The sequence below is a fragment of the Pectobacterium cacticida genome (assembly GCF_036885195.1).
Taxonomy (GTDB): domain Bacteria; phylum Pseudomonadota; class Gammaproteobacteria; order Enterobacterales; family Enterobacteriaceae; genus Pectobacterium; species Pectobacterium cacticida.
In genome coordinates, this window is the sequence record NZ_CP133656.1 from 808,753 (window position 1) to 820,087 (window position 11,335).

Genomic DNA, 11,335 nt, shown 5'->3' on the forward strand with positions numbered 1-11,335 from the left:
CAGATAAAATTTGCAAGCGATTGCAGCACAGAGTGAATGTGCTGTAAACCGGAACTTTCCGAGGCGGCGGGCTTGCTAAACCACGGTATCCTTGCATAATGCGCGTTTCCTTAATGTAATCGGACAGCAAGTAAGCACTCTTTATGATTAACAACGTCATTTCACCGGAATTTGATGAAAATGGACGCCCGATGCGTCGTATCCGCAGTTTTGTCCGCCGCCAGGGGCGCTTGACCAACGGGCAGCAAGTGGCGCTGGATAACTACTGGCCGGTGATGGGCGTGGAATATCAGGCCGAACAGGTAGATTTTAACGCGCTATTTGGTCGTGACGCGCCGGTGGTGCTGGAGATCGGTTTTGGCATGGGTGCCTCGCTGGTGACGATGGCGGCACAGCAACCCGATCAGAATTTCTTCGGTATCGAAGTTCACCTGCCGGGCGTGGGAGCATGTCTCGCTTCTGCTCAGGCGGCGGGGGTCGGTAATTTACGCGTGATGTGTCATGATGCGATCGACGTGCTAATGCATATGATCCCCGATGATTCGCTGTCCAGAGTTCAACTTTTCTTCCCCGATCCGTGGCACAAGGCCCGCCATAATAAACGCCGTATCGTGCAGACGCCTTTCGTCGAACTGGTACAAAGTAAGCTGAACGTCGGCGGTGTGTTCCATATGGCAACGGATTGGGAACCTTATGCGCAACATATGCTCGAAGTGATGACGTCTGTCGCCGGGTATCGCAATCTTTCCGATAAGAGTGACTACGTTGAGCGACCGGATTACCGACCGCTAACGAAATTTGAAGCGCGCGGCCAGCGGCTGGGGCATGGCGTATGGGATCTGATGTTTGAGAGGATAAAATAAAATGGCACAAGCTCGTAGCCGTCGTTTACGCAAAAAACTGCACATCGACGAATTTCAGGAGTTAGGGTTTTCGGTTAGCTTCCGTTTCCCGGAGGGCACTAGCGTAGAAGATATCGATCGACTGATGGATAAATTCGTCGATGACGTGATTGAACCACAGGGCCTGGCATTCGAAGGCAGTGGGTATCTGCACTGGGAAGGTCTCATCTGCCTGCAAAAAATAGGTCACTGTACCGAAGAGCACCGCCAACGGGTTAGCCGCTGGCTGGAAGAACAGAAACTGACGGACGTGAAAGTCAGTGACCTGTTCGATATCTGGTGGGATCTGCCAGAAAACCTGCTGTAATTTTTGCTTCAGTACACGCAGGAATACGCAAAACAGCCTTGGCTTAGGCATAGGCCTTGATCCAGGCAAAAATGCCTGAGCGGATTGTGGCTCAGGCGTCATCGATCATCTAATCACCGTGTTGTTACTCGCCGCCGCCATTTTGGGGGCAAGATGAAGCGTTTGTTTTAGGAGAAGAGATGTTGCGTAAAGTCATATTAGGTTTACTGACGATGCTATCCTGGCAAGTGCAGGCGGCATACCAATGCAATGTGAATCCGCAGGACGACATCATCATCAGTCCGCAGCACGTTCAGGTCGTCGGCGCCAGCGGAAATTTACAGCTTTCCCCACAGGGCGATATCGTCCGTAACGGTACGCCGCTGACCTTAAATGCCGAACAGCGCCAGAAGGCCAAAGCCTATCAGGCGGATATACGCCAGCAACTGCCGTGGATCGCGCAGGGCGCGAAGCAGCATCTTGAAAAAGCGCGTGTCGCGCTGGATAACGTGATCGTGCGTGAACTGGGTAGCGACAGCAATGTGCGTAACCGATTAACGACACTGGATAAACAGCTTGAGCAGCAGTTGGATCGCGTCCTCGAACGTCGTGGCGATACCCTGACGTTTCATCATCAGGCGATCAAGCAGGTTGAGCAAGATGGTAAACAGATCGTCCAGCAGAGTTTGGGCGGCGTCCTACAGGACAGCCTGAATGAGATGGGGGTGAAGCAATTATCCAGCGGGGGCAATCCGTTACAGGCGATGATGGGCAATCTTGGCGGTTTACAGCAAGCCGTTCAGACCGAATGGAACCAGCAGGAGCAGACATTTCAGCGTTTTGGTACTGAAGTCTGCGGTCGTATCACCTCGCTGGAAAATCAGCGTAAGGCACTGTTACAGACGCTGAAGTGAACGTTTATCGCATGCTGACGCTTAAGGATAAGTCAGCGATCGCTCAGATGTGGCGATTGTATCGATGAGTCTGGTTTGAGCCATTTCCTGCCGCAAAGGCAGGAAATGGCGGTGTCGAGCGGTCGCTAGGTTAATGGCGGATTATTCCAGCCAGCATTGATCGCCATCGCAGACGACTTTTCTGCCGGGGGAACTGACCGGTTCCGGAACATCAACCCGGCAGTCTTCAAGCAGTTGGCCTAAAATCTGTTGGATCATTTCCTCATCAAATTCCGCCTGATGGGCGTAGGCCAGCGAGGCTTTGGCATAGCGGTCGGCCTCCTGCCGATTATTATGCCGGAGTTTAATCAACGCCAGCGCGCGGGTGATATAGCACAGCGCGACGGTGTCTTGTTGTTCCTGCGCCAGCACCTGTTTTTCTGCATTGAGCAGAAGTGCTTCAGCATAAGCCAATAGCTCATCCAGGCCCTGCATCGTGGCATTATCCTCTATGCTGTCGAGAATGAGGTAAGCCACTTCATCATGCAATTCGGTTTCTGACTGGTGAGGGTTTGAGACTAAATAACGGGCATAATCTAAGGCTTGCAGTCCGTCTCCAGAGCGTAATAGCAACTCTAATTTGTTCAGGCACAGCTCTTTTTCCAATGGCGGATTTTCTTTAAAGCCTTTGTCGTATAAGGCGATGGCACCGGACAAATCATCGTTCGATAAACAACTACGCACCTGTTTTTTCAGCGCCGTTTTTTCCGCAATCATGCTTTCTGCAACCCAGCGGCGATAGCTATCCGCTGCTTTACTGATGTCAAAGCTGCCGGATGTCAGCGCGGCTAAGGGTTCATCAAGATCCATCGGATGGCCAAACCAGGCCAGGCGCCCTTGTGCGTCGATGACGTACGCCGTTGGTATTCCGTCCATATAGGTCGGACGTAGCCAGGCGGTCGGAATATCTTCCCCATCGTCCCCGGTTGCTACCGGGTTGAAGGCAATCGTGTACTGCATCTCTGAGTCATGCTCGTTAACAAACGCCTGTACTTTCTCTATATCCTCTTCCCAGATCGCCGCTCCCAGCACGGTGACATCAGGGTATTTTTCCTGTAACTGACTAATGTGCGGGAAGGAGTCTACGCAAGGGCCGCACCAGGTCGCCCAGCATTCCAGAACGTATATTTTTCCCGCTTCAAATGCCGAAAACGGAGAGCCTTTAATAAAGTGCAATTGTGGAAACGCGGGGACGGGATCGCCAATGTATAAAGGGGTATCTGACATAGTAGCTCCATCAGGTAAAAGGTGACATTCTCGGCACGCCATGAAAGGCATGACCATCGTAGTACGTTACGCAAAGCCAATTTATTGGCGGTAAACCGGGCGCCTGTCGCTTACCGTCTGGGTAATGCGACAGGTTTATTACAACCTTATAAGCCAGGTAACTCGTTATCTTTTAACAAGATGCATGGCAGCAGAGCCGAGGGCAGCGCTGAGCGAATTTCCTTTTCCACGTGTTTCATATCGCCGATCACAACCCAAACCATCCGTTCGGGGTTTATCCATTGTTGGGCCTGATGTTGCAGGTCTGCCGGTGTCATCGCGGCAACATATTTCGCGTATTGTTGCCAATAGTTTTCTGGCCTTTGCTGGGTAATGGCATACCGGATGTAACTCAGTAATTGTCCCACGCCCTCAAACCCGCCGCGTAACCGCAGCAATTCTCCCCGGCGAAATTGCTCTAATTCGCTGGTGTTGATGGGGCGATCTTGCTGAATGGTCGTTAGCTGACGGAAGATTTCGCTCAGCGCTTCTCCACTACTTTCGCGTTGTACCGAGGTAGATAGCCCCTGTATATAGGTGGCCTTATGCTGTCTCAATATGCCTTTAACACCATAAGTCCAGTTGTGTTCTTCGCGCAGCGAGGTATTGAGTCGTGAAGCAAAACCATTGAACAGAATTTCATGTAACAGGGTGAACGCGGCATCCTCCTGACCATCAAGCCGGGGAATCAATGATGCGGCGGCAATGGTGGTCTGCATCGATCCCGGTTTGTCCACAAGGTAGAGGGTGGCGGTATTAGCCCTGAAGGCGGGGAGCGCCAGGTCGTCATATGAGCTGTTGTCTATCCAGTCGCCGAACAACGTGTCGAGCTGGTTGACCACATCGGCAAAATCGGCGCTGCCAGCAAGAATAAATTGAGCCCCTGTTGGAACAAGGAGGCGCGACTGATGCGCGGACAGTGCGTCAAACGCCATGTTTTCTAATGACGCCGGTGTACCGGAGCCGAACATTGGCGTTGCATAAGGGTGATCGGCGGCAAATAGCGATTGTGAGAGCAATAATGCGGCAATGCCATCGGGGGTAGTCAGTTCGGATTGCAGGTGACTGAGCTGCTGCGAACGATGGTGTTCAAATTCTTGTTCGGTGAAGCGGCTCCGACGCACTCTGTCAGCCAGAAGTTCAAGCGCGGGAGCTAGCCGCGACGTTAACGCCCGCAGCGTCACGGTTAGATTATCCTGTCCTACGGAAATGCTAATATCGGCCCCGAGGCGCTCGGCTTTTTCGGCCATGTCGTTGGCCGTCAAGGTTTCGGTGCCGCATTCGCTGAGGATGGCACCAAGCAGTTGCCCGGCGCCCGGCGCATAAAACCGATCCCATGCGCAACCGCGTGGAATGACTAGCGAGATTAGCGTCTCAGGTTGAGGCGATCGTGCGGCGAACGTGACGGCAATGCCATTTGCTAGCATCGCTTTACGTTGTTCCGGCAGCGTTATCTCGGCGGAGATCTGGATTTTCGGCACGTCTCTGGCAGGTGGGGCGACCTCAAGCGAACGTGCAGTGAAAGGAACAATATGAAGCGAGTAACGGTTATCGTTTAACCAACGACCGGCGCAGAGACGAATTTCTTCGCCGGTGATCGTTGCCAGCCGGGAGAATATGCGGCGAAACCCCAGGGCATCTCCCATGGTGCCATAATGGAAAGAGAGGAGGTCCGCAATGTTCGTCACCGTCGCATTGCTTTTTATGTCGTCGATCAGATAGGCATCTCGCACTCTTTCCAGCGTGTCATCCGAGACGCCGTTGGCGATAAATTCGGCAAGAATGTCGAGGATACTCGCCTCAAGGTCGGCGGGAGACGTATCATTCTGCGCCTGAGCCATAATGGTAAATTGGCTACAGATTTGGCCAGGTTCAATCCAGGCGCTGACGAAGGTGGCGATACCCGCGTCAAGCACCAGCTTCTGATGCATGACGGACAGCATGCCATGGGTCAGTATCGCAGGCAGCAGCAGTAATGTGGTGGTCTCATCATCACCATAGGGCGGGAGATTCCAGCGTAGATTCACTCTGGCGTGTGCGACGCGATCTTCCAGAATTTCGCGGCGTTGCCCTTCAATCGCATTGACCCATACGGCAGGGCGTTGTAACGGTTCACCAGCGGGGATATGCCCAAAGAAGCGAGTGACCTTTTCTTTTGCCGTTTCGACGTTAATGGCTCCCGCCAGTGTCAATACGGCATTTGACGGACGATACCAGCGGAGGAACCAGCGGCGCACATCCTCCAGCGAGGCATTTTTCAGATCGACTTCTTCGCCCAATACGGTATGCGCATAGGGATGACCCGCAGGAAAACAGGTTTTCGATATGCGTTCAAAGATAGCGCCATAAGGCTCACCTTCACGCTCTTTTTTCTCATTCAGTACCACGTTGAGTTGGCGATCCAGCACATCTTGTTCCAGCCCTTCCAGAAAATGTCCCATGCGGTCAGATTCGGCGAAAAGGGCAAAATCCAGCGCTTCCAGCGGCACCGTTTGATAATAGTTAGTGCGATCGCGGTTGGTCGTACCGTTCACCGTTAGCGCGCCGGCGGCCAACATGTGTTCCAGATACGAGCCGGGTAGATTACCGCTGCCGCCGAACATCAGGTGTTCAAAAAGGTGTGCGAAGCCGGTTTGCCCTGCGGGTTCATCCTTTGAACCGACGCGATACCAGACGTTGACCGCAACCACCGGAGCTTGATGATCTTCATGCACAATAACGGTTAATCCATTGTCCAGCGTGAATGTTGTGCAATCGATATTCAGCGCCATGTTATCGGGCGTCCAACCGCTAGGCGTATGCAGGTTATTTAATCGTGTCGTCATTTAATTACGGGTTCCCTTCAGAACATCAAAAAGTGCCATCGATAGTGAAGACTACATTACGCGGCGCGCCATACCAGTTGCCGGAGTCAACGCCACTGGTACTGCTGTAATAATGGCGGTCAAACAGGTTGTTGACGTTGAGCGCCGCAGACCAGTTGTCAGTAATTTGATAAGAGAGCCGCGTAGACACAACGCTATAAAAACCCTGACCAAACGCATAAGTCACATAATTTTCAAAATCGCAGGTAGCGTCGGCGTTGACCTTGCTGCATACCTGACCACTGGTATAGTTGCGGGTTTGGGCAATAACGCCTAATCCAACGCGTGTCTTATTCAAGTACTCGTTGCCGCTAAGTTGGAAGTCATTCCACAGTTTGAACATATGCTTGGGCGTAAAGCTCGACAGCGTTCTATCGTTACTGGTGTCTTCAGCGTCCGGTTTTGATTTGTTGCTGTTAAAGGTGTAGCCAAAATTGACTGACCACCAGGGCAAGGGTTCACCCGTAATCTCGAAATCAATCCCTTCACTGATTTCTTCCCGGCTTCCTATACGGTAATAATCTGGATTCAATAGATCGGTCTCGGCGCCATTACGCTGCATTGAGCGATAGGCGGAGAGTGACGCATTGGTTGACCCTTGACTGTATTTAATGCCGATTTCCCTGGTGCTGCCGGTCATGGGGGGTAACGGGTTGTTATCTACCGTCCTCATCTGGGCCTGGAACTGGTAAAGATCGGTGTAGCTGCCATAGACAGACCAGTCCGGCGAAATATCGTAGCGCAGTGCATAATAGGGTACTGATGTGCGCTCCGTTTTAACATTTACCCCTAAGTTCATGTCTAAGCTGGGGATAAACGCATTATAGTTGGCATCATAACGATCCCAGCGTAGCGCCGTTTGGAAATGCAAATCAGGTAGAAAAGGCAATAGTACTGAATCCACTTTTGCCACTAAATTAGAGGTGTTATAACCAACGGTGTTAAGCGACTGGATATCCCAGTTTGGCTCGGGGTCAGTGAGTAAACCCGTTCCGGTTACGTTATAAAACGAGACAATGTCTGATTTGTTTTTCTGGTAGCTGCCGGAAAAAGACACCTGTTGGGGCAGAGAAAACACATCGAATTTACCGACGAGGTTAATGTCGGAAAGATACTGTTTGCTATCCGAATTCCCTGCCGAATTATCGGAATAACGCCAGTCCGGCATTAGGTCGGGCACGGCGCCGATGATCGATCCCTCGCGATAAATGTTGCTTTGGTCTAAGTAAGTTAACTGGGCGTTCAACGTCCAATGTTCACCCAGCGTTTGTTTTAACTGGGTAAACAGCTCTTTGGAAATTAACTGCTCATGCCCCCAGGGCAGCGTTAAACTCGTGCTGCGTGGATAGTTTGCATCACGCCCCGACTGATATCGGGGTAATCCGCTTTCCCACGGCAGGCTGTTTTTTCGAACATAGCTGCCTCCGACCGAAAACAGAGTCGTTGGCGTGAGGTCGGCTTCGAGAATACCGTAGAGCAGGCGAGAGCGCTCATTTGCCGGATGATAAAATTGGTCTTTATCCTGCCAGGTGATGACGGTACGCCCGCGGAGTTTATCATCGAACGCCAGCGGGCTGCTGACGTCAACAGAGGTACGGTAGTCGTTCCAGGAGCCAGCTTGACCGCTGATCGAGACCTGTTTGTGATCGAGCGGGCGTTTACGCGTTAAATTGATGCTCCCGCCGGGGGAACTGCTGCCGACGCTGTTTAAACTGTCTCCCCCGCGTAAAATTTCCGCGTGATCGAACATCGACATATCAAAAGAGGAGATCGCGCTGTCAGAAGAAGTCAGAGAATTGAATAGCTGGATGGGCGTGCCGCCATCCAGTTGGATATTGGTGACGCGCCAGCCGCGTGAATAATATTGATCAGACCCACTGATTTTCCTGACAGTAATCCCCGATGCCTTTGACATCACGGAATCCAGACTGGTCAGGTTCTGATCCTTGATCTGTTTGTTGGTTATAACGCTGACGCTTTGCGGCGTTTCTTTTAATGATTGCGGCGTTTTCGAGCCGATACTGATAGCGGTGGTGGTGTAACTGTTGCTGCCTTCTGTCGCCGTTAAATCCGTGCTGCCATTAGCCCCTCCCGCCACGATCGCGCTCTGAACGCCTTCAACCTTTACGGCATTAAGCTGATTTGGGTTATCACCGTTCGATTGCGGGCCGCTTAACGTGACGATATTTTGCTGCGAATCCAGTATAAAGTGCAATCCACTCCCCGCCAGCAGCTTTTCAAGCGCGTCTGAGGCGCTCAGTTTGCCGCTTACCCCTGGTGTGGCTAGCCCGTCGGTTAGTGAGCTGGGCGCAATTAATTGCATATTACTTTGTAAACTAAACTGAACCAGTGCGAGGCTTAAGTTCCCCGCTGGGATTTGATAATCTGCAATTGAATCCGATTGGCTATTGGTCACATTTCCTGTCGCCGCAGAAAGAAATGGCGGCGAGAGAAATAGTGTAGAGGCGATAATTAATGCCAGTCTTTTTATTTTAACATTGTGCTTCATTATTTTGTTTCCCTCGTTAAACGGCTTTTTTAAATAAAACGTGACCGACAGGAAAAAACATCACTGTATATAAAAATATTTTTATTTTGGAAGGCGGGGCAAAGGACATTAACTTTTTTCTGTAATATAAAACTGAATAGGCACGATAAGCTCTGCACTGCCATTTTTTAGCGTGCTTGTTGGGGGTTTCGGCAGCGGCGATACGCGTTTAACTAAATCAAGCGATTCCTTATCTAATATCGAATAACCACGACTTTTAACGATGCTGACATCCGTTACATTACCCCTTTCATCAACGAAAAACCGTAGGAGGATCGTATCCTGCTGATGGGTGCGTAGCGCAAACGCGGGATAGCGTTTTTCTTTTTGCAAACGCGCCAGAATGGCTGATTGCCAGCTCATATTGGCCTTTAGCGTGGCGTCACTCGTTGCGCCTACCTGTGGCGCACGGTTAACGTCGGCAATTCGACGGTTGCTGTTATCGATTTGCTGCTGGCTTTGCCGCGCTGGCGAAGGTGTAACAACGTGTTTTTCTACTTTCTTCTGTTTGCGCGGTTCGTGTTTCACGTCAGGCTTTTCACGTACGGTTAGCTTTGCAACGGCCTTCGGCTCCTCCTTTACCACCGACTGAATGATTTCCGCTTCCGGTGGCGGTGGGGGAGGCGTATCCGGCGTAGCGGCTGGCTCCATCTCAACTTGCGGTTTTACGGATGTCGCCAGCGCGGCAAGCTCAATAGCGATCGGTGCTGCAGCCGGCGTTTGTGACAATGGCGGCGGCATTCTGATTGTTGGATCGCGTAATAACAGTGCAATTACGGCAAGATGCCCGGCCATGACCAAGAGTGGCGTCGCTAACCACAGGGCTTTCTTATATAGGGCAGGCCGCCGCGCCGACTGCATACCATAGATAGCCGTCATTTTCCGGTTTCCTTGGTATGACCGCCGGCATCCATACCGATGAGTGATACTTTGAGGTAACCGTTATCGCGCAATAAATCCATCAGCGATATTAATGCCTGATAATTAACGTTCTTATCCGCACGAATAAATATGCGCGTTCCCGTATTGTTGTTGCTGGCTTGATTAATTTCCCTGGTGAATTCGTTACGCGTAATGGCCCGATCTTTGATAAATAGATCGCCACCCTCTTTTAAGTTGATAATAAGCGGTTGCTGATTATCAGGTTGAGGCGCTTTAGTTGTCGACGGTAGATCAATATCAATATTGCTGGTTGCCAGCGGGGCGGTAACCATAAAAATGATCAGTAATACCAGCATGACATCAATAAACGGCGTGACGTTTATGTCACTCAGCGCATTCAAATCATCATCGGATGATGTAGGAGTAAAAGCCATGTTAAACCACCCGTTTAATGTCATGCTGCTGGGCTAATTCCTGGCATGATGATTCCTGCTCTTCATCAAGCTGTTGACTCAGTAGACATAGCGTCAACGTTGAAACATCCATCATCTGCTGGCGAGCGCCGCTAATATGTCGGGTTAGCATGTTAAAGAAAATAACAGCCGGAATGGCGACGGCCAGCCCTAGCGCGGTGGCAAAAAGCGACTCGGCGATACCTGGCGCCACGACGCTGAGACTGGTCGATTGCATGCGCGCTATCGACGTAAAGCTGTGCATGATCCCCCACACCGTGCCGAAGAGACCAACAAATGGCGCGACGGCGGTTGTCGTTGCAAGAATACTGACGCCTCGCGTCAGGCGGCGCGCTTCCCCGGCCTCGACACGGCTGATACGTGCCTGAACCCGTTCTTTTAAGGTTTCGACTATCAGCCGTCCACCATTTTCTTGCTTATGCTTTAACTCTACCAGCGCCTGCTCGCCAATGTGCCGACAGACGCGCGAAGAGAGTTTACGGGTCTCTTCCAACGTCAAAGACTGGCAGAGTTGCGCCGCACTCGTTTGCAAACCACGGCGGTAATAAAGAATACTGATGGTTTTACTCAACCACACAGACCAGCTCAGTACCGAGCCACTGAGTAGCAACAAGATAACCATCTTGCCAACGCTATCGGCGTGGTGATAGAGCGCGATGGGTGAAAAGTCCAGGTTGCTTGTCGCCGCCGTGGTTATGGTTTCTTGAGGCTTAGTAACAGCGCTCTCTGGCGTAGAGGCGCTGGATTCAGCCTCAGTCGGCGCTTGTAGTTCGGCATCGCTCTCTGGCGCGCTGGTTGTAGCCTCTGTTACCGTGGTGGGGGAGGCTGCTACCGGCGCGGCGTCCGCAGGAGAATTGAGCGCCTCTGCGGCATGTGCTGGCAACGCGCTTAACATGAAAAACAACGGCGCGAATACCCATTGCATGACCAGCATACGTTTGGCGCTTAATACAGACCCGATAATAGTTAACATGATGAAAATTATCCTCTGGATGCAATGAAGCCAGTGACCCAAGTTGGGAACGCTAGCACCGTGCGGTTACTTCGCCTCTTTTCTTAACTAAACGTGTTAGCAAGGGGTTTACCGCAATAAAATTGAGATAATGATAAAAATATTTTTTAATCGCTTTTTGTTGTGCATCTTTCTTGTGGTCGCCAGAT

General features: G+C 51.4%; 9 protein-coding genes. 3 read left to right on the forward strand and 6 right to left on the reverse strand.

Annotation, left to right across the window (positions count from 1 at the left end):
* Positions 1-143 precede the first annotated feature (143 nt).
* The 3 genes from trmB to RFN81_RS03865 all read left to right on the forward strand — a co-directional run bounded on the left by trmB (position 144) and on the right by RFN81_RS03865 (position 2,102).
* Complete coding sequence (gene trmB / locus RFN81_RS03855; protein WP_264497863.1) at positions 144-863, forward strand: tRNA (guanosine(46)-N7)-methyltransferase TrmB; 720 nt, start codon at positions 144-146, stop codon at positions 861-863.
* A 1-nt stretch (position 864) separates the two neighbouring features.
* Positions 865-1,209, forward strand: coding sequence for a YggL family protein (locus RFN81_RS03860; RefSeq protein ID WP_264497864.1), 345 nt, complete (start codon positions 865-867; stop codon positions 1,207-1,209).
* A 179-nt stretch (positions 1,210-1,388) separates the two neighbouring features.
* Entirely contained in the window at positions 1,389-2,102 is a 714-nt protein-coding gene (locus tag RFN81_RS03865) for a DUF2884 domain-containing protein (protein WP_264497865.1), read from the forward strand.
* A gap of 141 nt (positions 2,103-2,243) precedes the next feature.
* On the opposite strand, the gene RFN81_RS03870 is transcribed toward RFN81_RS03865, so the two are convergent.
* The 6 genes from RFN81_RS03870 to RFN81_RS03895 all read right to left on the reverse strand — a co-directional run bounded on the left by RFN81_RS03870 (position 2,244) and on the right by RFN81_RS03895 (position 11,147).
* A complete protein-coding gene (locus RFN81_RS03870) occupies positions 2,244-3,368 on the reverse strand; it encodes a TlpA family protein disulfide reductase (RefSeq protein WP_264497866.1) in 1,125 nt (374 codons plus the stop codon).
* A gap of 146 nt (positions 3,369-3,514) precedes the next feature.
* A complete protein-coding gene (locus RFN81_RS03875; protein ID WP_264497867.1) occupies positions 3,515-6,232 on the reverse strand; it encodes a M16 family metallopeptidase in 2,718 nt (905 codons plus the stop codon).
* Between the two features lie 25 nt (positions 6,233-6,257).
* The gene (locus RFN81_RS03880) at positions 6,258-8,780 is read right to left on the reverse strand and encodes a TonB-dependent siderophore receptor (protein WP_264497868.1); all 2,523 of its coding nucleotides are present in this window, start codon (positions 8,778-8,780) and stop codon (positions 6,258-6,260) included.
* Between the two features lie 108 nt (positions 8,781-8,888).
* Positions 8,889-9,698, reverse strand: a complete 810-nt coding sequence (locus tag RFN81_RS03885; RefSeq protein WP_264497869.1) for an energy transducer TonB — start codon at positions 9,696-9,698, stop codon at positions 8,889-8,891.
* A complete protein-coding gene (locus RFN81_RS03890) occupies positions 9,695-10,135 on the reverse strand; it encodes a biopolymer transporter ExbD (protein WP_264497870.1) in 441 nt (146 codons plus the stop codon). Before RFN81_RS03890 ends, RFN81_RS03885 begins: the two co-directional genes overlap by 4 nt.
* A gap of 1 nt (position 10,136) precedes the next feature.
* Positions 10,137-11,147, reverse strand: coding sequence for a MotA/TolQ/ExbB proton channel family protein (locus RFN81_RS03895; RefSeq protein WP_264497871.1), 1,011 nt, complete (start codon positions 11,145-11,147; stop codon positions 10,137-10,139).
* Between the last annotated feature and the right edge of the window lie 188 nt (positions 11,148-11,335).

Coding starts and splice junctions, on each gene's coding strand:
- trmB (WP_264497863.1), top strand. CDS start 144: ATGATTAACAACGTCATTTCACCGGAATTTGATGAAAATGGACGCCCG.
- RFN81_RS03860 (WP_264497864.1), top strand. CDS start 865: ATGGCACAAGCTCGTAGCCGTCGTTTACGCAAAAAACTGCACATCGAC.
- RFN81_RS03865 (WP_264497865.1), top strand. CDS start 1,389: ATGTTGCGTAAAGTCATATTAGGTTTACTGACGATGCTATCCTGGCAA.
- RFN81_RS03870 (WP_264497866.1), bottom strand. CDS start 3,368: ATGTCAGATACCCCTTTATACATTGGCGATCCCGTCCCCGCGTTTCCA.
- RFN81_RS03875 (WP_264497867.1), bottom strand. CDS start 6,232: ATGACGACACGATTAAATAACCTGCATACGCCTAGCGGTTGGACGCCC.
- RFN81_RS03880 (WP_264497868.1), bottom strand. CDS start 8,780: ATGAAGCACAATGTTAAAATAAAAAGACTGGCATTAATTATCGCCTCT.
- RFN81_RS03885 (WP_264497869.1), bottom strand. CDS start 9,698: ATGACGGCTATCTATGGTATGCAGTCGGCGCGGCGGCCTGCCCTATAT.
- RFN81_RS03890 (WP_264497870.1), bottom strand. CDS start 10,135: ATGGCTTTTACTCCTACATCATCCGATGATGATTTGAATGCGCTGAGT.
- RFN81_RS03895 (WP_264497871.1), bottom strand. CDS start 11,147: ATGTTAACTATTATCGGGTCTGTATTAAGCGCCAAACGTATGCTGGTC.